At 42.5% G+C, this 25,509-nt stretch carries 25 protein-coding genes and 1 tRNA gene; 12 read left to right on the top strand and 14 right to left on the bottom strand.

The genetic code is table 11. The annotated features are described in order from the left end of the window. The coding region (locus tag WAO38_RS05625) for a cache domain-containing protein (protein ID WP_422235166.1) at positions 1–534 on the bottom strand (534 nt) is incomplete at its 3' end. Then, positions 531–2,996 carry a putative bifunctional diguanylate cyclase/phosphodiesterase gene (locus tag WAO38_RS05620; RefSeq protein WP_422235165.1) on the bottom strand — a complete coding sequence of 822 codons (2,466 nt, stop codon included), beginning with the start codon at positions 2,994–2,996 and terminating at the stop codon, positions 531–533. The genes WAO38_RS05620 and WAO38_RS05625, both read right to left, overlap by 4 nt. A 271-nt stretch (positions 2,997–3,267) precedes the next feature. Here WAO38_RS05620 and WAO38_RS05615 point away from each other — a divergent pair, with 271 nt between their 5' ends. The 3 genes from WAO38_RS05615 (at position 3,268) to WAO38_RS05605 (ending at position 6,433) form a co-directional block, all read left to right on the top strand. Beyond that, entirely contained in the window at positions 3,268–4,497 is a 1,230-nt protein-coding gene (locus WAO38_RS05615; RefSeq protein ID WP_422235163.1) for an HD-GYP domain-containing protein, read from the top strand. Between the two features lie 218 nt (positions 4,498–4,715). Continuing rightward, positions 4,716–6,185, top strand: a complete 1,470-nt coding sequence (locus WAO38_RS05610) for a flagellar hook-length control protein FliK (RefSeq protein WP_422235161.1) — start codon at positions 4,716–4,718, stop codon at positions 6,183–6,185. Next, the gene (locus WAO38_RS05605; protein ID WP_422235159.1) at positions 6,182–6,433 is read left to right on the top strand and encodes an EscU/YscU/HrcU family type III secretion system export apparatus switch protein; all 252 of its coding nucleotides are present in this window, start codon (positions 6,182–6,184) and stop codon (positions 6,431–6,433) included. Before WAO38_RS05610 ends, WAO38_RS05605 begins: the two co-directional genes overlap by 4 nt. Here WAO38_RS05605 and WAO38_RS05600 read toward each other — a convergent pair. Further along, entirely contained in the window at positions 6,417–6,875 is a 459-nt protein-coding gene (locus tag WAO38_RS05600) for a YcgN family cysteine cluster protein (RefSeq protein ID WP_422235157.1), read from the bottom strand. The genes WAO38_RS05605 and WAO38_RS05600 overlap by 17 nt on opposite strands. Positions 6,876–6,972: 97 nt before the next feature. Here WAO38_RS05600 and WAO38_RS05595 point away from each other — a divergent pair, with 97 nt between their 5' ends. Continuing rightward, positions 6,973–7,455 carry a hypothetical protein gene (locus WAO38_RS05595; protein WP_422235155.1) on the top strand — a complete coding sequence of 161 codons (483 nt, stop codon included), beginning with the start codon at positions 6,973–6,975 and terminating at the stop codon, positions 7,453–7,455. A 37-nt stretch (positions 7,456–7,492) separates the two neighbouring features. Here the strand turns inward: WAO38_RS05595 and WAO38_RS05590 are convergent. From WAO38_RS05590 to WAO38_RS05575, 4 genes are all read right to left on the bottom strand, one after another. Next, positions 7,493–7,569 (bottom strand) — tRNA-Gly (locus WAO38_RS05590). Between the two features lie 58 nt (positions 7,570–7,627). Then, positions 7,628–8,086, bottom strand: a complete 459-nt coding sequence (locus WAO38_RS05585) for a DsrE family protein (protein ID WP_422235154.1) — start codon at positions 8,084–8,086, stop codon at positions 7,628–7,630. Positions 8,087–8,160: 74 nt separating this feature from the next. Beyond that, positions 8,161–8,874, bottom strand: a complete 714-nt coding sequence (locus tag WAO38_RS05580) for a DUF3108 domain-containing protein (protein WP_422235152.1) — start codon at positions 8,872–8,874, stop codon at positions 8,161–8,163. Positions 8,875–8,941: 67 nt separating this feature from the next. After that, positions 8,942–9,766 (bottom strand): aldo/keto reductase family protein, encoded by an 825-nt coding sequence (locus WAO38_RS05575; RefSeq protein WP_422235150.1) that lies wholly within the window; start codon positions 9,764–9,766, stop codon positions 8,942–8,944. Between the two features lie 338 nt (positions 9,767–10,104). Between WAO38_RS05575 and WAO38_RS05570 the strand changes: the two genes are divergently transcribed. The 8 genes from WAO38_RS05570 to WAO38_RS05535 all read left to right on the top strand — a co-directional run bounded on the left by WAO38_RS05570 (position 10,105) and on the right by WAO38_RS05535 (position 18,841). Continuing rightward, on the top strand, positions 10,105–10,668 hold the full coding sequence (locus tag WAO38_RS05570; protein ID WP_422235149.1) for a biliverdin-producing heme oxygenase: 564 nt from the start codon (positions 10,105–10,107) through the stop codon (positions 10,666–10,668). Continuing rightward, positions 10,655–12,853, top strand: coding sequence for an ATP-binding protein (locus WAO38_RS05565; protein ID WP_422235147.1), 2,199 nt, complete (start codon positions 10,655–10,657; stop codon positions 12,851–12,853). The genes WAO38_RS05570 and WAO38_RS05565 overlap by 14 nt, the downstream gene beginning before the upstream one ends. A 103-nt stretch (positions 12,854–12,956) precedes the next feature. Further along, positions 12,957–13,607, top strand: a complete 651-nt coding sequence (locus WAO38_RS05560) for a response regulator (RefSeq protein WP_422235145.1) — start codon at positions 12,957–12,959, stop codon at positions 13,605–13,607. Between the two features lie 150 nt (positions 13,608–13,757). Further along, complete coding sequence (locus WAO38_RS05555) at positions 13,758–14,138, top strand: PAS domain-containing protein (RefSeq protein WP_422235143.1); 381 nt, start codon at positions 13,758–13,760, stop codon at positions 14,136–14,138. Between the two features lie 14 nt (positions 14,139–14,152). After that, positions 14,153–15,262: a methyl-accepting chemotaxis protein gene (locus WAO38_RS05550; RefSeq protein WP_422235141.1), complete on the top strand. Its 1,110-nt coding sequence runs from the start codon at positions 14,153–14,155 to the stop codon at positions 15,260–15,262. A gap of 36 nt (positions 15,263–15,298) precedes the next feature. Continuing rightward, positions 15,299–17,497 (top strand): diguanylate cyclase, encoded by a 2,199-nt coding sequence (locus WAO38_RS05545; protein WP_422235139.1) that lies wholly within the window; start codon positions 15,299–15,301, stop codon positions 17,495–17,497. Positions 17,498–17,537: 40 nt separating this feature from the next. After that, positions 17,538–18,236 carry a tRNA-uridine aminocarboxypropyltransferase gene (locus WAO38_RS05540; protein WP_422235137.1) on the top strand — a complete coding sequence of 233 codons (699 nt, stop codon included), beginning with the start codon at positions 17,538–17,540 and terminating at the stop codon, positions 18,234–18,236. A gap of 32 nt (positions 18,237–18,268) precedes the next feature. Then, positions 18,269–18,841, top strand: coding sequence for an NUDIX domain-containing protein (locus WAO38_RS05535; RefSeq protein ID WP_422235135.1), 573 nt, complete (start codon positions 18,269–18,271; stop codon positions 18,839–18,841). A gap of 38 nt (positions 18,842–18,879) precedes the next feature. Here the strand turns inward: WAO38_RS05535 and WAO38_RS05530 are convergent, their stop codons facing one another. From WAO38_RS05530 to WAO38_RS05500, 7 genes are all read right to left on the bottom strand, one after another. Next, positions 18,880–20,820, bottom strand: coding sequence for a CHASE2 domain-containing protein (locus WAO38_RS05530; RefSeq protein ID WP_422235133.1), 1,941 nt, complete (start codon positions 20,818–20,820; stop codon positions 18,880–18,882). Positions 20,821–20,823: 3 nt separating this feature from the next. Beyond that, entirely contained in the window at positions 20,824–21,420 is a 597-nt protein-coding gene (locus WAO38_RS05525) for an OmpA family protein (protein ID WP_422235131.1), read from the bottom strand. Positions 21,421–21,423: 3 nt separating this feature from the next. Next, entirely contained in the window at positions 21,424–21,855 is a 432-nt protein-coding gene (locus WAO38_RS05520) for a FecR family protein (protein WP_422235129.1), read from the bottom strand. Between the two features lie 209 nt (positions 21,856–22,064). Next, positions 22,065–23,306: an EAL and HDOD domain-containing protein gene (locus WAO38_RS05515; RefSeq protein ID WP_422235127.1), complete on the bottom strand. Its 1,242-nt coding sequence runs from the start codon at positions 23,304–23,306 to the stop codon at positions 22,065–22,067. Positions 23,307–23,463: 157 nt separating this feature from the next. Beyond that, positions 23,464–23,826: an ArsR/SmtB family transcription factor gene (locus WAO38_RS05510; RefSeq protein ID WP_422235125.1), complete on the bottom strand. Its 363-nt coding sequence runs from the start codon at positions 23,824–23,826 to the stop codon at positions 23,464–23,466. 341 nt (positions 23,827–24,167) lie between these two features. Further along, positions 24,168–25,157, bottom strand: coding sequence for a PA2778 family cysteine peptidase (locus WAO38_RS05505; RefSeq protein ID WP_422235123.1), 990 nt, complete (start codon positions 25,155–25,157; stop codon positions 24,168–24,170). Continuing rightward, the coding region (locus WAO38_RS05500) for a PA2779 family protein (protein ID WP_422235121.1) at positions 25,132–25,509 on the bottom strand (378 nt) is incomplete at its 5' end. The genes WAO38_RS05505 and WAO38_RS05500, both read right to left, overlap by 26 nt.

The following is a 25,509-nucleotide window of genomic DNA, read 5'->3' as shown; positions in this document are numbered from 1 at the left end:
CTCCAGAGCACCCAGATATGTGCCATGATCGATTATCGGGACAAGAATGCGAAATGCCAGTCCTTCCCGCCCTTCTTCAAATCCGTAAACGGTTTTATGATATTGGTGGATATGGGCAACCATCGCGCGCTGTGACGCGATATTATCCCCATACACATTGGGGCGGTGCATACGCAGCAAAGAGGTTCCGTCCGCATTGTGAAACTGCATAACGCTTAGCGCGGGGTTTTCTTTACGCATCACTTCCCATCGCGGGGATATCAGTGTATAGAGCTTGTCATGGTCATGCGAGCGGACCACTTCCAGTACCCCTACCGTATTGATATTGGCATACGTCCGTGCGATATAAAAATCTACGATGTCCTTGATGGTCTCCTCATAATGCAAACTGACACTTTGGTATGCATCCTCCATCCGCAGTTCATCTTGCCGTTTATCATGAACGACATTATAAAGGGTAACGATCGATGCCACCCCCAAAATAACCGCCGTCAGGATGAACAGAATTTTTGTTTTTAAATTATTGGTTCTCATGATTCACCTGCCGTTTCAGGACTATGGATACGTTGACAAAGCGCTTCGAACTCTGTTAACGGAACAGGCCGGCTAAACCAATAACCCTGATAGGCACGGCAGCCCAAATCCAAAAGCAGGTTGCGCTGTTCTTGGGTCTCAACCCCTTCGGCAATGACGGAAAGTCCCATGCTTTCCGAAAGGGCAATCGTCGATTTACAGATGATTGCATCATTCTCATTGTTCATAATGTCGCGGACAAAACTTTGGTCGATTTTCAGCTGATCGAGAGGAAGACGTTTCAAATAGGAAAGAGAAGAATATCCCGTACCAAAATCATCCAGTGAAAAAGAGACTCCCGCAACTTTCAATGCCGCCATTTTACGGATCACTTCCTCAATATTCTGCAGCAATAAACTTTCGGTGAGTTCAAGCTTCAACCGATTAGGATTAGCACCGGTCTCTTGGATAACCGATAATACTTCTGCAACAAAATTACTTTGACTGAATTGGCGGGCGCTGACATTCACGGCCATCGTAACCGCTTCCATCTCAGGGATTCGGGCCCATCGTGCCAATTGTTCACATGCCGTTTTTAAAATCCAATGCCCCAAGGGAAGGATAAGTCCGGTCTCTTCCGCCACAGGGATAAACTCTATAGGGGAAACTATTCCGCGTTTAGGATGCTGCCAGCGTACGAGCACTTCCGTACCGGAGACACTTCCGTCTTCTCTTACTTGCGCCTGATAATAAAGGACAAACTGCCTTTCATCTATCCCTTTGCGCAAATCTTCTTCCAATGCCGAGCGTGTTTTGAGTGCAGACTCCATATTCGGGTCAAAGAAACTCAGACCGTCACGGCCTGCTTCTTTGGATTTATACATTGCCAAATCTGCCTGTTTCATCAAATTATCGATGGAAGAGCTGTCTCCTTTGAACAAGGTCACCCCGATACTTGCACTGCTGCGATGATTTATTCCGTTCAGAAAATAAGGCTCATTCAAAGAAGCAAGAATTTTTTCCGCGATCATTTCGCTTGCAGTAGCCGCATCGGTTTCATGGGTACTCAGTCCCGATAAAATGACTACGAACTCATCTCCGCCAAATCGAGACACCGTGTCACCTTCACGCACACATCCGGTGAGACGCTGCGCGACCTGCTTTAACAGCATATCTCCCGTATCATGCCCCAACGTATCATTCAGCGTTTTAAAATTATCCAAATCGATAAATAACAATGCCCCGTAATTGCCGCTTCTGGAAGTGACGGCCATGACCTGTTTCAATCTATCAAGCAACAGGGTCCGGTTTGGCAGATTGGTCAGCTGATCAAAAAATGCCAAGGAGTTTATTGCTTTTCGGTTTTCCAGTAAATTCGTTTGTTGAAGACGGATATTCGCATCCGTCCGCCGTAAAAACAAAAAGATAAGGAATAAAATCAGCCCGATAACCACACTTGAACCGAGTGCGAGAACCGAAATAAAGTGGACAAATTCAGATTTTTCAAGAGTGTTGTCACTCATCACGATTAAATCGCCGATCTCTTTGCCCGATGCATCTTTCATGTGTATCATCGATACACGCCAATCTTTTCCCTGATCGGTTATTTCCTGACCTTTCTTTCCATAGGAATCATGAAGAGAAGTGTCTTGATCTCCCAATTTGGCTAAAGAATCCGGCAGCTTCTCCTGAGATGCATAAACAACAACATCTTCCGGAAATTGCTTCCAATTCGCCTTTCGGCCCAGCATTTGCATCCCCTCTTCCCAGGCAGAACGTTCTAAATACTGTTTTCGGATCAATACGACTATCTCATCTGTCGGTTGGGTATGCAGTTTTTGGAGAATGTCTTCGACCTCTTTTCCCAGCTCGATGTATCCGATAAGGCTCTCCCCCTCATATACCGGCTGTATAACACGAAGCGTCAAAGTCCCCATCGGTCCGAGTTCGAGACCGGATGCGCGTTTGTGTGTCCACTCCGCTTCAAGTGCCGTAAAACGGTTGATGACATCGCCCTTTCTTGAGGGATTATGCATTCGGAGCAAACAGACCCTCTTATGGTCCAAAAAATAAAAATGGGTAAGGCGGTTTTCACGTTTCATTGTCTCAAAGATGTCATGCCAATCGGATTCAAGCCGTTGAGTGTCACCTTCTTGAAGAGCTTTTTTGACCGCATTGTTCGCAACGATTGGCTGTAATGCCATACGCAGACCGGAAGCTTGCTGATTCAGCAGTCTTTGATAGTCATACGATACTTCCGCCATTCGTGTATCAAAAGTATCTTGCAAAAAGTGCCGTTGCTGCAGTAATAAAAGTATCCCTATACCAACGGTTACCAATACCGAAATAATCGATAAAGCGATCATTAAACGACGAAGTATCGGTTTGGGGGACGAATCAACACTATCCTCCCCTTTTTTAATTGTGTTTTCTGCCGATGCCAGAGGTTGCGCAAGCCGTTGTAAAATTTTTGTAAATTCCACCCATTGTCCTAAATAATTATTATTTGTTTTTATTAATTTCAAGAACTAATCTATATATTTAAATTCTACTCTAGTTTTACTAGAAATCGATATAAAAAATTTGCTATGCAATCAATCATTCCTCCGATCACCCATTTTAGGGCTAAATTCCGGTTCTTAAATCACCCGGAACAAAGTTTCCAAAAAATTTACCCGAGAAGAAACCTAAGTATAAAGAGACTCGTAACATTTTTACGATAGAGTAATTATTAGAAATACAAAAGAAGAAATCATGATTTATAATCTCAATCTGCGTGAAGTTTCTTATGCGCTCTCCGAAGCTCTCGATTATGTCGGAATCGATGATACGATGCACGGGAAGCGGGTCGCTTTTATGTCTGCCGAAATCGGTAAGAAATTGGGATGGAGCCAATCCAGGATTGATGATATTATCATGATGGGTATGCTCCATGACTGCGGTGTCTCTTCTACCGATGTCCATAGCCATCTGGTCAATGAACTCGATTGGGATAATTCCCAAGTCCACTGTACCCGAGGCTCTATGCTTTTGGAAAAAGTCCGTATTTACCATCAATACGCGCCAGTGATCCGCTATCATCATACCCATTGGGATCATTTTGACGAATCCGTCGGTGAAGAAACGAAAGAGTATGCAAACCTCATTTATATGACCGACCGGATTGATGCCCTGCGGGTACAGATCGGCGATGAAAGCAACCATAAACGCCGCGAAATCGAAGCTGTCATCCAAAAGTACAGCGGTACTATGTTTTCTCCTGCCTTTGCAGATATGTTTATCAAAACTTCCGCATCGGATTCTTTTTGGTTTTATATGGAGCCCGAAGCCCTCAATGAGTATTTCAGTGAATGGATTGAACGAGGGAACAGTGAAGCGCTAAACTTTGAAACCCTTAAAAACATTGCCATGATGTTTGCCGATGTCGTCGATGCCAAAAGCGCTTTTACCTCTGAACACACCTATGGAGTGGCATCTCTTGCACGGCATCTTGCCCAGTTGCACCATCTCCCGAATAAGACACAAGAAAAAATAGAACTTTCCGCATTTTTTCATGATTTGGGGAAACTCCGCATTGCGGATGAGATACTCCAAAAAGCAGGTCCTTTAAATGATGATGAACGTTCTCAAATGAATCGTCACGGCTTTGACTCGCACATGATTCTCCGAAAAATCAAAGGTTTTCAAGAGATTGCCAAGATCGCTTCTATGCACCATGAGACACTCGATGCAAAAGGGTATCCTTATCATCTCTATGCCGACCAAATACCGATAGAAGCACGTATCCTGACCATCGCAGATGTCTTTCAGGCATTAGTCCAAGATCGCCCTTACCGTACGGGATTAAGCGCCAAGGAAGCGTATGCCATTATTCAGACCATGGGAGATGAACATAAACTCGATCAGGAGATCATCGATCTATTGTCTGCTAATTTGGACCACTGCTATGAGTATGCCCGCCATCCGGTCATTGATCTCGACTAGCATTTTTGTAACTGCATAGCGCCTGAGCGTCTTCAGTGGATGCGGGTTTACTTTCACTACAAGAAGTCACTTATGTCTCTTCCCATCGTACAAACAGAAACCTATATCCTCGTTATCCATCATCAGGGACGTTATTCCCTAAGAGCGTCTGCTGCAAAACAGGGGTGATGTCCTTGTTTATCGGCCATAAAAAATAATTTTGTGTTATTATTTTCTCTATGATAAACCTAACTCCCGATGCGCGGCTCAGTATCATCCTCACCAATACGAACAAAGCCCTCTCCGAGGCGATTAAAAATGCCACGCCCGCGCAGCTCGAACAGCTCAAAGAGGGAAAAGATATCAAATCCCTCCTCACCTCCGTTTTTCAGGATAAAATCACCTCTTCCAAATCCGACCAGATACTTCTGGATTTGCTCAAAAACTCTTCTGCCTTTAAAACGATGGGAAGCTTCACCGATGCGCTTAAATCTCTCCTCAAGGAGCTGAAATCATCCCCTGATCTTGCTCCGAAAACGGCAGCGCTCGAAACCTTTGTCAAAAATGCCGCAACACTCGACCCCCAGAGCCTCAAACAACAAATCGCCAACAGCGGCGTTTTTATGGAATCCAAATTTGCCGCAGCATTGCATAAAATCCCCGATCTGACCCAAACCCTCGAACAGCTCCGTACCCTCCTCACGAAAAATCCCTCCGCTGAGAGTAAAACGGTACGAGCAGAGATCACAACCCTCTTGGAGGGCGGAGTATTAACCAAAGCCGCAACACATCCGCCGAGTGCCGTTGTCCTCACCGATACCTTGAAACAACTGAGCAATTCCCTCCAGCAGATTCTCTCTAAAAGCGATGTCCTCTATTCCAAAGAGGTCTCCCAGCTCGTCCAAAAACTCGATCAGCTCAGCGCCGTACAAGAGATCAAAAGTACCCTGTCCCAGATTTACGGTGCACTTTTGCCCAGCAGTGCGCCCGAGACAAACGACCTTCTCGATTCCATTGAAAAACTCCTCAAAAATTTGAACACGGCTTCGCCCAATGAGGTCAAAGAGTTTTCCCAACAGCTTCGCAGCGCCATAACCGAGGGAAACATTACCCAAGAGCTCTCGGCCAAAATCGTTAAACTGGGTGAATTTCTCAATCCGAAAGAGCTGGTAAGTGAAACATTCTTACGCAATAACCTCTCAGAAGATATGAAATCCAATCTCCTCTCCCTGAGTGATGAACTGAAGCAATCCAACGATCCCAATGCGCCGAAGCTGCTCGAACACGTCGACAAACTCCTCACGCAAATCGACTATCACCAGCTCGTTTCGCATCTGAGTTCCTCCAATTCGATCTATTTGCCTTTCGCATGGGATCAGCTTCAGGAGGGGTCATTAGCATTTAAAAAAACGGCGGATAAAAAATTCTACTGTGAGATCCATCTGAAACTCAAAGAGTACGGTGAGCTGAATCTGATGATGGCACTGTATGAGGGAAATCAGCTCGATATCCAAGCCCACTCCGAAAAACCCGAACTGAAAACCTTGCTTCAAGAGCATATCGGGGAACTGCGGGGATTGCTGATCGATGCCGGTCTGACACTGCGCTCCATACGGGTTTTTGTGATGCGGGAAAATGTTTCATCCAAAAGTGAAAATTATGAGGCTGAGAACGATGGATTTGATTTGGGATTTGAGGTAAAAGTATGAAAAAAGCGGTCGCCATGCGCTACGATCGAGAAAAAGAGAACGCCCCTCGTGTCATAGCCAAAGGAAAAGGCGCAAGTGCCGAAAATATCATCAAAATCGCCGAGCTTCACAATCTGCCGATCCACAAAGACGAAGATCTGGTAGAGCTGCTCTCGAAAGTCGAGATCGACAAAGAGATCCCCGAAAAGCTCTATCTCGCCGTCGTCGAAGTATTCAGTTTTATCTATAAAGTCACAAATCGTCGATAAACTCGTCCACGATATAATCTTCTAAATCGATATTGTCATTCTCCAATATCGGATTAAGCGCATGCATACCATACGGACGTACCGTAGTGCGGTCTTTTGTAATCAGAGGATGCCAGTCCGGAAGCTTTTTCCCCTCGTGGCGAAGGCGATAGGCGCAGGTTTCAGGAAGCCACGTATATTCTCCTGCCCGCTCCGGGGTAAGCCGCATACACCCCTCAACCTTCTCAAACCGGTTCGCATAATCGCTGCATTGTCCCGCATTGATATCATAGCAATGGCAGGCAACCCGGGTCAGATAGATCGGAGCCGTATCATCATCCTCGTCCTGAAGGCGGTTAAGACAGCACAGTCCGCATCCGTCACACAGTGCTTCCCACTCAGCAGGAGTCAATTCTTTGAGCGTTTTCGTTTCCCAAAAAGGGGCAGTTTCATCTTGTTTCATAACGGAAAAATAGCATATTTGGTGTTAAAAGCTCCCATCCGACTCATCCGGAGGTGAAATTTGGATATCATAAGCAAAAGATATTGAGGAATAAATTATGGATACAACACCAACCGAAATGACGAGTACAGAGCAAACTTTAGGGGAACTTTTACGTGAATGTGCCGACTCTGTCGGAGGCAAAAACTTTTTCCTCACCCTCGCCGAAACGATCCGAACTACCCGAGAGGGTATTATCGTCGGTGAAAAAAAACAAATCAACTATTCAAACGGGATTATGACCTGGAACAAAACGCTCCATGCCGATAACTGGCGGCTTTTGGTCGAGTCGGCCAAAGTACGGACAAAAGATGGGAATATCCTCCTCAGTGCCGAAGACAAACGCCATAAAAATATTCTCAATATGATCCGTACCCTCAAACCGCTCACTTTTACGGTTACCCCGACCAATTCTGCCGACGGCGAAGGATTCAGCTTTAGTGCATTGGAAGTGATCGATGATAAAACGACACGGATATCTCCGCTGTTTAAAGCGCTGTTTGTAATGCCGATCGATGTGTTGCGAAAAACGATGGTGTGATTAAAAAAAGAGAGTGATTATAAAAGAAAAAAGAGAGTGGAGCGGGAAACGAGACTCGAACTCGCGACATTCAGCTTGGAAGGCTGACGCTCTAGCCAACTGAGCTATTCCCGCATCACGGCGCGAATTCTATCATCCGTTGGCTTAAGTATTCATTTATTACACGATAAACCTAAGGAACAGGAATATATGCATACCCCCGGTTCTGCCACTTCACTAATCCGGTCATCGACGATTTGATCGGCGTGACAAACGGATAGATATCTTCGCTCAAAATCCCTTTTTTATTCATACCGACCTGACAAATTTCGAGTACGACGTTGTACTTCTTCTGAAATTCGAGGAGCTTTTGGTAGAGCACCTCTTGGTTGGCAACCAGAGACTGATCGACTCCGTATTGGGTACGTTCGAGGTTTTCTACAAAAAACTTGTACGCTTCCCCGTGAATCACGACCGCAATGGAAACCGTATCCCCCTGAGCGATAAAATAATCCGCCGTCGAAGATACTCCGCCGATAAAGCGGGTGGTAAACGAGTCCATATCTCCGGTTTTCAAATCAATCATGATTTTTTGGGTATCAGCAAAAACAAGTGCTGAGAGTAAATAGAAAAGTATAAAGAGATAACGCATGAAAATCCTTCCCGATAAAATATTTGTCACGGTATCATGACCAAGAAGTGTAAAAATGGTGTAAAGAAATCCGCTTATCGTACCCGTTTGCCGATAATATCCCCGAATAACAGTACATCCGCAAGGACCGCTTTGTCACACAATCCGTCTTTGCCGAGATTGATCAGCAGTTCTCCGTTGGAACTGGCAAATATTCGATCGTTCAGAATCACTTTCAGAAAATCACCCTCATTCATTTCCAATGTTTTTTTCATCCCCTGCAAAACCTCGTTTTTAGGGAAAACAACATTGATACGGCCGTCTTTTCCGCTCCCGCCGATGGCATAAAATATCTGATCCTGTCGCGACTGCGTGTAGGTGTTAAGATTAAAGAACAGGGTCAGGATATCTTCGGCGGCATAGAAATCGTGTTCTACTTTATCCCACTCATCGCTATGGATATTCTCTTTCCACACTTTTTGCTTAGAGTGGTCAAACGTATAGATTTTAATGGTTTTTTTGGAATCGGTCTGCCGGACTTTGACATATTTCAAAGGGACCAACCGTCCGTTGATAACGTTTCCGTAGCTTTCGTAACTCTCGATACGGTTATTGGAGAGAAATTTCGCGATTCCTGTTGTTTTTGCTTCGATCCGAATACTGTAGGTTTGATCGTCTTTGATCTCGAACCGGGCATCGGCGGTTCCCATGGTTTGAAAAATCCCGTACGAGACTTCATACGACGCACTGAGGATTTTGCCACTGAGCATTTGTGACAGCAAGAGTATCAGTAAAACGATTCTTTTCATGTAACCATCCTTTTCAATGCCAGCATATCGTCCAATCGTGAAGGATTTGCAAAGTTAAATGATAGCCTTAATCGTTTAAAAGCGAACTAATACCCGCAATCTCTTCGCTGCTTAATTCAAAGGTGAAAATATCCAGATCCTCTTTGATATGCTGCAGGGATGTCGACCCGATCAGAGGGGTAATTCCGATGTGGTTTAGATATCGGTAGAGTATCTGTGCTTCGGTTTTATCATACTTTTGGGTCAACGCGAAAAATTCCCTGCTCTCTAAGATATGGGGATTGGCCGTCAATGACCAGAAACTCTGATAGAGGATCCCTTCCCCGTCGCACCATTTCCGCAGCTCTTTGTCGTACCCGCTTTCGGCATAGAAACGGTTCTGCACCACGGAGGGTTTCACCTCGGCATCTCGGCAGAGTTTCTGCAGCAGTTCCAGGTCATAACAGTTGCTTATCCCCAGTTGGCGTGCCCCGCCGCTTTTATGGATGTGTTCCATAGCCCCCCATACTTTTTGCAAATGGGCATAAGGAAAAAGCGGTGAGTGAAGCACCAAGGAATCGACATACTCGCTTTTGAGATTATGCTGTGAGCCTTTAAACGATTGTGCTACCTGAACGTCCAAAGGAGCATTTGGGTCGTACGGGATTTTCCGGGGGTCTTGTCCTGCGAGAGGGGTAAATTTGCTCTGGAGAAATATCATCTCCCGCGTTATCCCCTGAGCGTTTAAACGCTCCAGTGCTTCCCCTACCCCTGCTTCATGGTAATGTTTGGGCTGAGCGGCCGTATCGATCCCTCTGAATCCGTTCAGTACCGCCATCTCCACCAGATCAGCGGTACGCTCACCTTTCCATGCCGTCCCGTAGATAAGAGGTGGTATTTGGATATTTTGCATCGTATCATCCTTCTTTCTAACTCACTAGTCTCATTATAGCAAACTGTATACATTCGCCATTCCAGCTGACGGCCCATTATCGTATAATGGATATTCTAATGCTTTAGCTTATTCTAGGGCACTGAACTGAATTTTTGTTATCACTGTATTAGAGATGTTGCTCACCTCTCTTTAACCTGTTATCAGGTTATTCCACTCTCCAAGAAATAGTAGATGTAACTATTTTATCAATATATTTGTAAGATACTACAAATATTAAGGCATTAGCAGATGAGTATCCATAAAACGGCAATCATTACCAAAAGCTATTGAGCCACATAACCAAAGGAAATGGCATTATGCTTTCTTTACAACAAACACTCTATCATAATACTCGTACGTTACATCAGCGTATTGAAAACAACCCATTCATGCATGCAATTGCCAAAAATGAATCTTTGGATGGACCATACCGATGGCTTCTTGGCAAACTTGCACTTTTCAGCCATTCAGGTGAAAAAAAACTTTTAGCAATACTCAATGATTCGTATGGGTTTGAAGTGTCACAACGATGCCGTGTCCATTTGCTCCTAGACGATTTAATGGATTTAGGTATCACTCAGGATCCGCTCGATACGGAATACTTTAAAGATTTTGACACACCAGGCCAAGCAATCGGACTTCTCTATGTATTGGAAGGTTCCCGAAAAGGAGGAGCGTTTTTATCTGCTCTTCTTGAAAAAAAGGCACCTCATCTACCGATGCGATATTTAAAGGGCTATGGTGAAATGACCGAGGTGCAATGGGTTATATTTGTCGATCTGCTTGAGCGATATAACAATGAACCGATACGTCAAGAAATTCTAACAGGTGTCATACGTTCATTTGAGATACTGGAGGAAATTTTTCATGACACTAAATGACCAAGATTTAAACGAATGTGATAAAGAACCCATCCACATTCCATCAGCAATTCAGCCACATGGCTTTTTTCTGGCAGTTGACGCAAATACAATGACCGTTATCGCTGCAAGCAGCAATATTCATCTTTTTTTGACTTTTTCCGCTCAGCAGATTCTCTCACAGCCGCTGTACATTTTTTTTCCTTTTCTACATCAATGGGTGCAAGAAGAGAACAATGCCGCTAAATCCTTACCAAAAATTTTCACCATCGAATCGTCTCAATATATTTTTTATATACATCGCAATCATATGACTCTAATTCTGGAAGGCGAGCCCGTATTAAATGCCGACCTCTTTCCTGACACACTGGCCCAATCCCTTGTCCATGAAACTATTGGCTTGACAAAAGCTTCTTCAATCGATGAGTTATGCCTTCTTGGAGCACAGGCCTTACAGCACCTCAGTGGTTTTGGGCGTGTAATGTCATACCGATTTGATGAAGATTTCAATGGATGGGTAAACGCTGAAGCCAATACCGCCCCAATGGAATCGTATCTCAATCACCATTTTCCGGCCGGTGATATTCCCGCACAGGCACGAGAACTCTATCGAACCAATCTAATCCGTTATATCCCTAATGCCACGTACATTCCGGTTCCGCTCCAAAGCATCGTAAGTGAACCGATCGATATGAGTCAAAGCACTCTGCGCAGTGTATCTCCTATCCATCTCGAATATCTCCGAAATATGGATGTTGCATCTTCCATGAGTCTTTCAATCATCGTTGATGGAAAGCTATGGGGCCTTTTTGCGTGTCATCACCCCTCTCCTTTACCTCTTGCATATACCATACGGTACTATTGCGAAATGTTTATAGGACTTTTTAATGCTCTCATTCAGGAAAGGCTTTCCAATGAGTCCCTGCAGCTGTTTTTTCGTCTTAAAAACCGATATTCAGTCCTAAAAGAAGCTTTCCAAACACTCTTAGATCGGTCTGATCTCCATACAGCTTTTACAGCATTAGGTTCATCTTGGCTTGAAGCAATGGACAGTGACGGTGTGTGTTTACTCCAAAACAGCGAGTGTTCGGTATTTGGAACAGTACCTCCAACTTCCTATATCAGAGAACTCTCAAGCATCATCGAGCCTTTACATGAAAAAGATCTTTTTGTTTCTCACTCTTTGGGTGATATCTTACTTACTGATTCGATCAGTGGTGTTTTAAGCCTCATTATTTCTCATAATCCTCGCACTGAAATTATCTGGTTCCGTCGTGAGTGGGTGAAAATTTTAAAATGGGCAGGCAATCCTGATAAAGCAACAATTATCGATCAATCACAGCGCATCAGTCCGAGAAAATCGTTTGAAACGTTCACGATTGAGCAAAGAGGGAAAAGTATCCCTTGGAATCCCTCTCATCTTCTCGCAGTGCAACTTTACAAAGAGTTAGGCTCCATAGTAGAACTCGACAATGTAAATCGTACTTTAAAACACCAAAACCAGATTCTGATACAACAAGGAAAAATGGCCATGATGGGTGAGATGATCAGTGCCATTTCGCATCAGTGGAAACAACCGCTCAATGCCTTATCAATCCTCATCGACAGCCTAACCGTATTGGTCGATGAATGTGATAGAAACCCAAAAATGATTGCCGATATTAAACAAAAAAGTATGAAAAAAATAGCTTTCATGTCAGAGAGCATGGATGTTTTTAGTAATTTTTTCAAACCCGATGCAGAACAAACCTCTTTTTCAATTCATCAAATAATTCATGAAGTGTATAATGAGCTCATACCTCAGTTACACGCTCATAATATTGAATTTAGAATTGATGGTGATACTGCACTGATTTACGGCTCCAAAAATGCATTCATACAAGTTATTCTCAATCTGCTGGTCAATGCCGATGATGCCTTGATGGAAAAAAATGTTAAGTCTCCCTTCATACATTGTACACTTGAGCAAAAAGACACAGAGATATATCTGTATATATGCGACAACGGCGGTGGTATCCCTCCTGAGTATCTCGAAACAATATTTATCCCCTATTTTTCAACGAAGATGTACGGGACAGGACGAGGCCTAGGCTTATATCTTTCCAAATTAATTATAGAGGAACATTTCGGTGGTAAGATAAATGCTATTAACACCTCTAATGGGATATGTTTTATCTTAACCTTTTTAGCCGCGCATAATTTATAAATGTCACTAGGTCTGTATCTCATTGCTGTATATAAACTTAATTGACTATAATTTTTCTTACTAAACAGCTATTAGGATGTAATCTCAAGTGATAAAAACAATATTGATCGCGGAAGATGATCAAGAAAGCAATGATTATCTCTCTTTATTTCTGGATAAGAAATGCCAACAAGTACTTAGTGCCTACGATGGACAAGAAGCTTGGCGTTTATATGAAGAGTATATGCCTGATTTGATTTTTACTGACATCGAGATGCCTAAATTGGACGGATTAAAATTGATTGAGAAAATTCGGCAACATGATCAGACGACACCGATCGTGATCTTAAGCGCATATTCCGATATTCAATATTTACTTCAAGCCATTCCTTTGCAGTTGGAAGAATACATACTCAAGCCGATTACATTTGATAAAATTGACTCTTTTTTAAAGAAAATGAATACTAAAGAGATTAAAAAACATTCTACAAAAGTCGTCATCAATAAAGCCAAAAAAACTTTCTATGATTATGCCAGTAAAACAGCTCGTATGGGAGAGCACAATATTCCGTTGACTAACTTGGAGATAACACTGTTAGAATTATTACTCGACAATCAAAGAGAGATAGTATCCTATAGCGAGATTGAAGAAATACTCTACGGAACTGCTTTAAACAACCGTAACCCTATCAAATGTTTGGTGAAAAATCTCCGTGCTAAAATTCCGACAATGACTATTCGATCTATCCCAAAAATCGGATATTCTTTATCATAAATCCTAATTACAAGTACTTATAAGTATCAATTAAGATTCGCCACACTTCTTTTACACTCCCGCAGATAAAATAATATTTACTTATTCAATAACTGAAATCTTTTATTTTATGCTTTGCATATCTTTCAGTGATAAACTTAGGAGAACAAGATGGAACACACTCTTCAAGATACCGATTTTTTGGTATCTCAGACCGATTCGAAAGGGAAAATTCTTTTTGCCAATGAAGACTTTTGCAAAATTGCCGGATACACTCTCGAAGAACTGATGGGACAGCCTCACAGCATTGTCCGCCATAGCGATATGCCCAAAGCAGCTTTCAGAGATTTATGGGACACCGTAAAAAGCGGAAAAGTGTGGAAAGGGTATGTAAAAAATGCCACAAAAAACGGCGGATTTTACTGGGTCTTCGCAACCGTTTATCCTAACATCGCTTGCGGTGAAAACGATCACGGCTATATGTCTTGTCGACGGAAAGCGTCACCTGCTGAAATTCAAAAAGCCGAAGCGCTTTATAAAACAATGCGATAGTCCAAGGATAATAAATGAAAAATAGTATAAAAATAGCGGTTTTATTGACCTTGGGGGCTATAGGATTAGGTTTGTCGGTTGCCGTTAATGCCATATGGATGAGTACCACTGCCATTCTTGTCCTTACGGGGGCTGGAATTTGGATTAGTACCGTTTCTTCGTCAAAATCTGAAATATTAGAACATCAAGCAAACGAACTTGAAGAACTGATGCAGTTTAAACGTAATCAAATGGAAGCATATCCGGCTGAACCCGGTACTATGGAAGCAAAACTGAATCATTTAGCTGAAATGCATGAAAAAGTATTGGAGCAGGACACCAAAGTTGCCGGTGAAATGGTATTGCTTGCCGATAAAGTTCGACGAGGGCATTATATGTGTCGTGTAGCTAGTGATTCTAAAACTCCGCACGTCCATCTCCTCCGAAAAACGATGAATGCTATGTTGGATGCAGCGGAAAAAAACTTGGATCAGGCGATTTCAGTACTGGAATCATTAAGTGAAGGAAAGTTCTCTACTCGCGCCAAGGTTGATGTTGAAGGAAAAATGGCTGAAATGCTGAAAAAAATCAATGCGTTGGGTACTGCATTGGAATCTATGGAACAGCAAAATATTGAAGCTAAAGAGATATTGAATAACAATACCCAGCAGCTCAAAAACACTATTGAATCTCTACGTGCCAAAGAGTTTGTTGAACTTAATGGAATGATCAATACGACCGTGGAACGAATCCATAGAGTCGCTAATAAAGAACATGAGCTCTCTGGAAATCTTCAATCATTAGCCGGAAATGCACAGGAGACAAAACAAATCTTGACGACGATCGGAGACATTGCCGATCAAACCAATCTCCTTGCCCTTAATGCCGCGATTGAAGCGGCACGTGCCGGAGAACACGGACGAGGGTTTGCAGTCGTTGCAGATGAAGTACGAAAACTCGCCGAGCGTACCCAAAAAAGTTTGGCTGAAACCTCAGCCACCATTAATATTTTGATTCAAGCAATCACGGACAACAGTGAGTCCCTCAACAAAAATATGGATGAGATGATGGACCTCACTACGTATGTAGGAAGTGTCGATAACAAAATGGAAGAACTTCTGCACACAATGGATCAATTGAGCTAATAAAGTCTGTAAATAACTGTAATAGATTGGATAAATATGATGCTAAGTGCCAAAAATAAAACATTTTTATTGGTTAGTATCTTATTTGCAATCTTTGCTCTGATTTTAGTGGGTACCATCTACATCAATCAAAAAGATAAACTCGAAAATGCGCAAAACTCTTTCCATGAAAATATGCACGAATCGTATAAAAAAATATTAGCAAAACATAAGGAGTTCTATTACAACCGAACGATCGCCAATATCAATTCAAGCGGAGTCAGAGAAACGTTCGCAGCACACAATAGAGTAAAATTATATAATTTAACACTAGGGAAATGGAAAACACTCCAAAAAGAAAATCCTTATCTTAAAATAATGCATTTTCACCTATCTGATGGCACATCTTTTCTTCGGATGCATCAACCTGATCATTTCGGTGATCGCATAGCTGATGTTCGGCCGATGATTGCAAAAGTGCATCATAGCAAAAGTGTAGTGAGCGGATTCGAAATAGGTCAAGCCGGCTTAGCCTTTCGACTTGTAATCCCCATTTTTGACCATGAAAATTATATTGGGGCATTGGAATTTGGCTCAAATCCTGAGCAGATTTTACGCGAAATGCAATATTTTTATGAACTCAAAGGTGCTTTATTTATAAAAAATGCCCAATCTACTTGTTACAAAAATAATTTATCAATGCAGGACTACCATCTTCAATCTAATACTCTAAGAGACACATCTATTCTGAAGTATTTAAAAAAAATCAATTATGATTTTACAATCACAAAAACCATCAACTACAATCACAAAATATACAATGTATACGCTTTTGATTTATATGATTTTTCAGGCAACGTTTCCGGCAAAGCCATCTTTCTTCAGGATATTACTGCTTTACATAAGGAATTTCAACAAACGATATTAGAATTATGTCTTTTAGTCTTAGCATTGTTCGTTTTGATTTTGCTGGTGATTCATTACGGATTTCAAAAAATCGTTTCCGCATTGGACAAATCGAATGCGGAGCTGGAAACGATTTTCGCTACATCCAAAGACGGAATTGCCATAACGGATTTAGAAACCAATTTTTTATATACCAATAATGCTTATATGGCGATGACAGGATTTACTGCTAAAGAACTTTATGGTACAAGCTGTGTATCTCTTAGTATTCCGGAAGATCTCCCTCGGGCTATAAAAATGATTGGAGAAGTAGTCGGAAAAGGATATGTTGAGAATTTTGAAAAAACATGTATAGTCAAAGACGGGAAAAGGATTATAGTAAATATGGCAGTAGCATTAATGCCGGACAAAAAACGATTTTTAATTACCACAAAAAATATAACCGAAGCTAAAAAGCTGGAGAATGAAACCAAAAAATATATCAAACTCATCGATGAAAACATCATAACCTCCAGCACCGATTTAAAAGGAAACATTACGCACGCTTCTGAAGCATTTTGTGCCATATCCGGCTATTCAAAAGAAGAGTTAAGTGGGCAGAATCATCGTATTGTAAAACATCCGGATACCCCTAAAGAGATCTATACGGAAATATGGAAAAAACTGATTAACGATCAAGTATGGGAGGGTGAGCTTAAAAATAAAAAGAAAGATGGAAGCTATTACTGGGTTTATTCAAAAATATACCCTCTCTATACCGAAGAAGGGACTAAATACGGCTATACGGCCATTCGAACCGATCTCACCGATAAAAAGAAAATAGAAGAAATTTCAATTACCGATGGATTAACCTCAATTTATAATCGACGATATTTTAATGAGGTTTTTCCTAAATTTATTAAAAGCTCAAAACGAAACAACGATATTGCCTGTTTCATTCTAATTGATATAGATTATTTTAAACTATACAATGACACATACGGGCATCAAATGGGGGATAATGCTCTCATTAAAGTTGCTGAGTCGATTAAATACTCTTTACGTCGGGCAGATGATTATTGCTTCAGATTAGGTGGAGAAGAATTCGGTATCTTATTCAAAACACAATTACATGACCATGCAATCAAGTTTGCCGAAACAATACGAAGCAATATTGAAAATTTAAAAATATCACATGAAAACAATAGGGCAAGCCCTTATATCACGGTTTCTCTAGGGTTAGTTATTTCTGGAGATGATCCTGTATTGTCATGCGATTTTATCTATAAACAAACGGATGATTTACTCTATAAGGCAAAGCAATTAGGTAGAAATAGAGTTTGTTCTTCTTTACAGTGTGAGACTCTATAAAAAAGCAAGCAAAAATACTCTTAAAGAGAATTCCATTTAATTGCTCGATATACTGTCAAAAAAATTTGAGAGTTTGCGGATGAATGTTGAAACCCCTGTGGCGAGAGAAAAATGCTATACCTGCTATCGCCCGATGTGCTCATGTATGTGTTCGCATATCAAACCCCTCATCACCCAAACCAAATTTGTCATCTTGATGCACCCCAAAGAGTTCAAAAAGACCAAAAACGGCACCGGGCGGCTCACCCATCTCTCCCTTCCCAATTCCGAGTTGCACATTGATGTCGACTTTACCGGCCATGCCGCTATCAACAGCCTCATCAACGATCCCGGAAACCTTTGCTACGTCCTCTATCCCGGCAAAGAGAGTCTGCACCTGAATGCCCAGAAAATCGACCTCCAGGGAAAACAGCTCGTCATCTTTATCATCGATGCGACATGGCCCTGTTCACTCAAGATACTCCGTCTGAGCCACAATCTTCAGCGTCTCCCAAAGCTCAGTTTTACCCATTCGAAAAGCTCGCAATTCCAGATCAAAGAACAGCCTGCCGATTTTTGTCTCTCTACCATCGAATCGACACTGACCATCCTCGAACTGCTCAATTTCCATGGAATAGAGACGATAGAGGATGAGGCCTTCGAACATTTTCTGGACCCCTTTTTATCGATGGTCGACTATCAGCTTCAATGTATCTCCAAAAGTGATGAGAATGCCCTTCGTTTTAGGACGTATGGCTAAAATTCTCTAATCTCTAAGAAAATGTGAGCGTCATGAGAACACAGCGAGTACCGTTCGGACAAACCAACCCCGACAAAAAAAATGCGGTTTTTTTAGCCATCTACGTCGAATCGATTTCTCCGTGGAAATATTTTAAAGACGATATGCAGCATCTTAAATGTCCCGCCCTGATCATGATCGACCGCTGGGACGGACGGATGGGCTTTCCGGGGGGTACGGTGAATGAGGGAGAAGCGCTCGTAGAAGCCCTTATGCGTGAGATCAAAGAAGAAGTCGGGATCACGATCAAACCCTCGCAGGTTCGTCCGATCGTCTCGCATGAAAACCGAATCGTCACCCATCTCTACGGATTAAAAGTACTGGAAATAGAATTTTTGCACATCTACTACCATATCCTCAACAACTTCTCCCGCTCCATTCTCCTCCATGCGTATGAAGAGGGGGATGCCTCCCATTTTATGTCCGAAATCACAGGGATTAAGATCGTCCCGCTACTGAAACACGAGAACAAAGGGATTAATAAATTTCTCGAAAATTCTTTCGCCGGAGCAACCCGGGAAGATCTCGAAGTCCTCCTCACCGAAGTCTTCCTCATCGACTTCTAAATCTTATCTTCGCCTGTATACGAATCAATCCCAATATATTAATGCGTATTCATTGCCGCCGTACGCAGGGCAATTGCTTTAAACTCTTCTTTGATAGTAATAAACGTATCGACAAGTTCGGGATCAAAATGGGTTCCTCGCCCCTGAAGAATGATTTGTTCCGATTCTTCAAAACTGAAAGCGAGTTTGTAACGCCGACGGCTGATCAGCGCATCATACACGTCCGCCAATGCCATCATCCTCGCTTCGAGAGGAATATTCTCCCCGCTCAATCCGTCAGGGTATCCTGACCCGTCCCACTTTTCATGGTGATAATGGGCGATATTGTGGGCAATACTCAGCATCATGTTGTTTTGATAGTGTGCCATTGCATTGCCGATGACCTCTTTTCCGAGAGTCGTATGTGTTTTCATCTCCTCGAACTCTTCCACCGTCAGTGACGCATTTTTTTTCAATATATCATCAGGGATTCCCACTTTTCCGACATCATGCAAAGGGGCGGCATGATAGAGATCCACGATAAATTCGGGAGTTAAAATATCCCTATGCAAGCCCTGAGCGACAAGAGTATGCGCCAAAAGACGAATGTATTCTTTGGTTCGGATGATATGCGCTCCCGTTTCGGTATCCCGTGTTTCCGCTACCAGTGCCATACTGTCGATCATCGCCTCATTGGCTTTGCTCATCTTCTCATAAAACCGTTTTTGGTCACGATAACCGATCACGAACAGCACTATCGCCAAACCAAACAGGTAGACTCCCAAAGGGGCCAAGAAATAGCCGACCGAGACATATACGTTATGCTGCAGCATACCATACGATACTCCCAGCGCAAGGATCGTCATACTTGAAAAAAGGGCAAGGACATAAAGATACTTTCGTATCCGTATCAATACCATCAGAAATACCGCAGTTATCAGTGAAAGGAAAAGGGCAATGATCTTATAGAGCGAAGGCTGGGAGATCAGAGCATTATCCAGCAGATTCTCGATCAAGGTGGCATGAACAAAAATCCCCGGTACAATTGTCCCGTTACTCAGCGTATAGTGATCGTGCAATCCCATTGCACTGGCACCGATCAAAACAAATTTTCCCTCCAAAAGGGTGGGGTCAACGTGAGCATTCAGAATATCCAGTGCCGAAACGCTGCGATACCATTTCCGGGGATAAAAACGGAGAAGTACCTGTGATTGAGGGTCCATTTTGACCGTATGACCCAAAACATCCGCCGTAATCTCCCCCTGCCGCGATCCGAATGTAAGCTTCATATCGGGGTCGAGCGTCGAAGCCATCGCCACTCCCAATGCCGGAACCAATGAATCGTGATAGCGGATAAACAGCGGAAGCCGTCTGAAAATCCCGTCATTATCCGCAGAGGCTTGAATATGTCCCGAACCGCGAGCCGCATGCTGCAAGATCGGAAGATTGCACAAGAGATAAGGGCTGTGAAAAAGCTCCTCGCTGTTTTGTTTCGGATCAACCGGCAAAACCGAGGGGAGAAAACACTCCTTGCGCGCCGATGCACTCGGATCAAAATAAAGCGGAAGAGTGACATTCATCCTCTCGATTGCATCGGCTAATACTTTATCATTGTCCGCCAAAGGTTCCGGTACCCCGGATACACGGGTATCCAGATGGAAAAAATCACTGTAAAATTTTCCTATCGCTACGGGAGAGGTGCGGTCAGGTTCGGGAAAAATCATATCGACGGCCACAGCTGAAGGGTTCTGTAAACCGATTTTTTTCAGAAGCTGCGCCATTATGACCCTTGGCCATGGCCACTGACCTAACGCTTCGAGACTTTTCTCATCGATCTCGACGATAACTGTTGCCTGCGAGGTTGGAAGTTCCGACTCCGATGCGGCCAGAACATCGTAAACCTTGTTATCCAAATCACCCAGCAGCGTGCTGTTCCACCACAGCGCGTAATAAAGCGCCGTCGCGGCCAACAAGATGACAAAAAAGGCTTTGTTTTTCATCGTCTAGCGGACGGTCACTTCAACCCGCCGATTGCGTGGCTCCGCGACTTCATCTCCCGTCGGGATCAGCGGATCACTCTCTCCGTAAGAGAGAACGGAGACCTCTTTCATCTCGATTTTTTGATCCTCCAGAAACGATTTGACCATCTGTGCACGTTTTAAGGCCAGATTGTAATTGGAGTCTGATGATCCTTCGGTATCGGTATGCCCGATAATATCGACGATGCACGGTTCGCGTGTTTTGATCAGATCGACGAGTACCGCCGCCTGTCCCTTCGACTCTGAGGTCAACTCTACAGAGCCCTCTTCGAAATAAAACAGAAGGGTCACGGGAAGCGCGGGAAGCGCATCGAGCGTTTGGGCATATTTTTGGCGGATTTCGGTTTCATCCACACTCTTCGCCGCTTCAGGCTTGGCGTCGGGTGTCGTGAGGGTTGTCTGGGTATAGGGGGTATCAAGGCTCGTCGACCCGGCTTGCGTGGTGACGAGAACTCCGTTCTGGCTTTGATTGTTGTCCAACAGCGTAACGGTTGTTTTAGGATGAGAAAAAATAAACGGCAAGGCAAGCAGAATCCCCGCATAGATGATAAAAGGGGTCATGTTCTACTCCTCTACCTCAATGATAAATTTGGTGCCGCGGATACCGACTGACCCCTGAGGGACTTTAAACGAGACATTTTGCGGTGCGAGTTTTCCGATTTTTCCCGTCTCTACGGCGACTGTCCCTTTCGAGAGAGTCATGTCGAAATCGTATTCGTTCGCGGAGGGTTTAAAACGGTATCGGTTGACAACGAAGAGGCTTTTTGGTCCGAGAGAGATTACCGTTCCGTCGTTAAAAACCACACCGACACTGCTGTTATCGGCAGTCTGAAGAATATCGCCGGCTTGAAGATAGGTACCTTTTTCAAGACTCTTATAGACACCTTCTTGTTTGATGAGGACATTTCCTTTGAGGTTTTTGACGATCGCAATACCCTGTGCACCCCACAATGACGCTGCCAATACAATGGCAGATAATCCAACCCTAATTTTCATACGACACCTCACCACGATAAGATTTGTACTGTAATGACTTTAGCACACTGAACTTAAAGGATCGTAAAGTTTAATTCTCTTTATGGATTAAAATAAATTTTTAAATAATGGATAGCGTTAAAATATTGTTGCTAATATACTGGACAATGCATCTGAATAATCGGTTTCGGCAAGCCAAGCTTCTTCATTATTATCCGTTTACTTACTTTTTACTCGGCAAAGTGCTCTTCATAAAAATCGTTTGACCAATTATAACTTTCCGTTGCCATGGCATTCAGTTTATCTTCATCGACCCCCAGTTTTGTCATATGTTTATGGATATTAGAAAAATTTTCTTCCTCTATGGATATGACTAAAGTGAGCATTTCACTAAGCACCCCCTCTTTATCAATCAAAGCGGATAAAATTAAATCATTCAGATTCACATCAGCGAGTACTTCTTTCATGGGTGAACCGAACATCACATCAAATAAAGAGATCAAACCCGTTAAAAATGCCTCATCCTGCAAAGATGATACGGTACAGGAGGCTAAAGAACTCATCATTTTTCCGCGAAAGAGAGCTGATAAAAGTATAGGTTCCGCGAACATCGGCCCAGTTGCATCTGCATAGAGAAATAACAATATCCACTGTTTTAATGATTGTCTGCCGAGCAATGCCATCGCGTGCCGCAAAGAGGAGATCGGTTCTCTGATTCCTATTGCAACGGAATTGATGTATTTCAAAAGATTCATGATCAGATGCGGACAATTTAAAAGTTTCCCCTCTAACTCTTTTATGTCGGCATTTGCATCGATCAAAGCAATAACTTCCAAAAGAACTCGGTGTGAAGGATCAAATTTTTTTTGGCTAAATACCGTCGGTTTTTCAAAGAAATATCCTTGAAAATAGGTAAATCCAAGTTTCTTATAGTATTCGTAATCCTCGATTGTTTCAACTTTTTCAGCTAGAAGTTTTACATTCCTGTAAGGTGTGAACAAATCGATTTTTTCAATAATTTTCTCTTTGGACGCCGAAAATAAATCAATTTTTACGTAAGACAAATATTCAAAGATCGGTTCAAATCTCCCAATCATCTCTTCACTTAGATCCATATCATCCAAAGCAAATAAGTACCCTTCCTCTTTTAAATCTTTGACTTTTGCGATAAAAGTATCATCGACAAAAGTATTTTCCAAAATTTCCAAAACAAATTTATCCGAGGGGATAGCATTAAAAAGCGGAGTATTAAAAAAGGTATGGTCGATATTTATAAAACCGTAATGCTTCCCGAGAAGTTTTCGTGAACCGAAATTATTAAGGGCATTGACCAAAACACGGCAAGTAGCCTGTGTGTTACAAGAAATAGGGGCCGCATAGTTATCGAAACTCTGGCGGAATAATAACTCATACCCGTGAATATGTCCGTTTAGATCAATAATGGGCTGTCTTCCGATAAAAATATTTTGCATTAAGTGCCTAGGATTTGAAATAAAATGTAGCATATCAAATGAAACAATTATTTTTACTTAATTAATTAGCTAATTGACTAATAATATTGAAATAAGTTACTTTTTTGGAAAAATTGTTATTTTTTGCGAGTTGCAGAGTTACGTAGAAAACTTATCATCAGTCTTGAACTGAATTTTGGCTCAACTTTTTTTCTTCATAAGAGATGATCGAACTGCTGAACATTTCATACAGTTTTTTACATTTTTCGATATCCACATCGACGTATATTTTTTTGCCATCTCTGAAACTTTTAATCAATCCGGCTTTTCTGAGAATATCAACATGCGCCGAAATAGTCGGCATTGAATAACTAAACAACGATGCGATTTCAGTGATGCACATCATCCCGTTTTTATGGACACTTTTATCACCGTTTGATAATATTTGTTCAAAAATTTCGAGTCTTGTTTTGTTCCCGAGAGCTTTATAGATATCTACTTTTTCATCAAACGTCATTTTTCTTTTATCGACAAAAGACATACCCCTCCTTTTACCCTTACGCATTATAAATTTATATGATTGTATATTAGATTTATAGTAGATGCATAGGTAAAGTTGAGTGAGTATGAATCTTTAAGCTCTTTTAAAAAATCATTTATAGCAGTACATACAGCAATATGTTGATCCATCAATTTGAAAATAGATTATTTAGGAGGTTGAAGGTGGTGGGTCAAGCAGGATTTGAACCTGCGACAACCCTGTTATGAAGCGTTATTGCCATATTTTAGGCCATTATGGAATCATTGATGGTTGCAATAACTTTCATAGTAACTCCTTCTATCGGTGAATAAATTATCAAGCGCTCGAAATGAAAAACCTTGCTATTTTATTGGAGACAAAATACAGCCTGCCTCAATCTCTTTTCGTGAGGATTTTAGCAGGGACTCTATTTTAGGATCATCACTCACAACCTTATTCAGCAGTTTTACTGCTTCATCACCTCTTCCGGTACGGCACAAAAACAGCGCAAGATTGTTAAGGGCAAGAGGATGTGACGGCTTAAGGGCTAAGAGTTTGCGGTATGTCACTTCGGCTTCAGACAGATTAGAGACATTAACGTAAGCATTGGCCAGGGCAAAAAGAATATCCGTATCCTCCGGCCATCGTTTCAATGCACTTTTATAGGCACTTACAGCGCCTTCCCCCTCCCCTGTTTTCTCAAATTCATACGCGGCACGCAGAAATGTTTTGGATGAAACCGATGCAGGCAGCTCTCCCGGAGGGAGAAGGACAATGCCCCAGTTACCGCTTCGTTTCCACAGTGCGGCAAAGGTAGCGAGCGGTACTGATTCGTTCGGCTGATCCGAGAAATGGACGATTATGCTCCGTTTTTGCTCATCATATCCGATCACCGGTGCATAATGCCAAAGCGGATGCCATGAAAAACTGCGGTTTACCAATACGATTACGGGATGATGTGCTGAGAGCTCTGCAAAGAGGGCTTCAAAGGTTGGCTCCATCGGATAAGCGATCAGACCGTTAGCTCTTGCAGCGGTTGCCATCTCTATCTGTAAGGTGCCCCCTTTTGCCGGAATCAAGGTCAGGCCGTCCAGTTCTTGCGTGGAGAGTTTTGGGATATAGGAAGTTGTCGATTGCCAATACGATGAAACCATCTCGATGGAGGTTGAGCCGCATAGTTCGGAACGCGGAGGGATAAAAGGGACATTGATAGAAGATGATGTGTAATGTTGTTCTGAAGGAAACGGCTCTTTAGGGACGCATCCCGTTGCCATTAGAATGACAACGATTGCGTAGAGTCCTAGACGGTAGTAATGCACCATTGGATTAACGTGCTGAACGAGTAAATCCAAATACTTTTGTGAATCCGAGGATATCGGTAATCAATAAAACGATAAATACAAAAACAACTGCCCCTACGATACCTCCGAAATCACCGCCGGCCGGCAATGTATCGATTTGAGAAGAGATTTTGGATACCTCTTCATCGCTCATCATCGCAATTCTTTGTTCAACCATTTTAGGATCAACGCCCATCGTTGCAAATGTTTTTGCAACATCTTCACGCTCAACAAATTGACTCACTTTTACGTGGGACGAAACCGCAACAGGCTGGACTAAAACAGCCTCTGTTGAAGCCATTTGTGCCCATGAAACCTGGGCAAACAGGGTAATACTTAATGCTACCGATAAGATAACTTTTGA

Origin of the sequence: Sulfuricurvum sp. (assembly GCF_049277495.1) — a bacterium.
In the GTDB taxonomy this organism is placed as follows: Bacteria; Campylobacterota; Campylobacteria; order Campylobacterales; family Sulfurimonadaceae; genus Sulfuricurvum.
Note: the sequence above shows the minus strand (reverse complement) of the source record. Positions and strands in the feature narration are given on the sequence as shown.

Coding starts and splice junctions, on each gene's coding strand:
- WAO38_RS05615 (WP_422235163.1), top strand. CDS start 3,268: ATGATTTATAATCTCAATCTGCGTGAAGTTTCTTATGCGCTCTCCGAA.
- WAO38_RS05610 (WP_422235161.1), top strand. CDS start 4,716: ATGATAAACCTAACTCCCGATGCGCGGCTCAGTATCATCCTCACCAAT.
- WAO38_RS05605 (WP_422235159.1), top strand. CDS start 6,182: ATGAAAAAAGCGGTCGCCATGCGCTACGATCGAGAAAAAGAGAACGCC.
- WAO38_RS05600 (WP_422235157.1), bottom strand. CDS start 6,875: ATGAAACAAGATGAAACTGCCCCTTTTTGGGAAACGAAAACGCTCAAA.
- WAO38_RS05595 (WP_422235155.1), top strand. CDS start 6,973: ATGGATACAACACCAACCGAAATGACGAGTACAGAGCAAACTTTAGGG.
- WAO38_RS05585 (WP_422235154.1), bottom strand. CDS start 8,086: ATGCGTTATCTCTTTATACTTTTCTATTTACTCTCAGCACTTGTTTTT.
- WAO38_RS05580 (WP_422235152.1), bottom strand. CDS start 8,874: ATGAAAAGAATCGTTTTACTGATACTCTTGCTGTCACAAATGCTCAGT.
- WAO38_RS05575 (WP_422235150.1), bottom strand. CDS start 9,766: ATGCAAAATATCCAAATACCACCTCTTATCTACGGGACGGCATGGAAA.
- WAO38_RS05570 (WP_422235149.1), top strand. CDS start 10,105: ATGCTTTCTTTACAACAAACACTCTATCATAATACTCGTACGTTACAT.
- WAO38_RS05565 (WP_422235147.1), top strand. CDS start 10,655: ATGACACTAAATGACCAAGATTTAAACGAATGTGATAAAGAACCCATC.
- WAO38_RS05555 (WP_422235143.1), top strand. CDS start 13,758: ATGGAACACACTCTTCAAGATACCGATTTTTTGGTATCTCAGACCGAT.
- WAO38_RS05550 (WP_422235141.1), top strand. CDS start 14,153: ATGAAAAATAGTATAAAAATAGCGGTTTTATTGACCTTGGGGGCTATA.
- WAO38_RS05545 (WP_422235139.1), top strand. CDS start 15,299: ATGATGCTAAGTGCCAAAAATAAAACATTTTTATTGGTTAGTATCTTA.
- WAO38_RS05535 (WP_422235135.1), top strand. CDS start 18,269: ATGAGAACACAGCGAGTACCGTTCGGACAAACCAACCCCGACAAAAAA.
- WAO38_RS05530 (WP_422235133.1), bottom strand. CDS start 20,820: ATGAAAAACAAAGCCTTTTTTGTCATCTTGTTGGCCGCGACGGCGCTT.
- WAO38_RS05525 (WP_422235131.1), bottom strand. CDS start 21,420: ATGACCCCTTTTATCATCTATGCGGGGATTCTGCTTGCCTTGCCGTTT.
- WAO38_RS05520 (WP_422235129.1), bottom strand. CDS start 21,855: ATGAAAATTAGGGTTGGATTATCTGCCATTGTATTGGCAGCGTCATTG.
- WAO38_RS05515 (WP_422235127.1), bottom strand. CDS start 23,306: ATGCAAAATATTTTTATCGGAAGACAGCCCATTATTGATCTAAACGGA.
- WAO38_RS05510 (WP_422235125.1), bottom strand. CDS start 23,826: ATGTCTTTTGTCGATAAAAGAAAAATGACGTTTGATGAAAAAGTAGAT.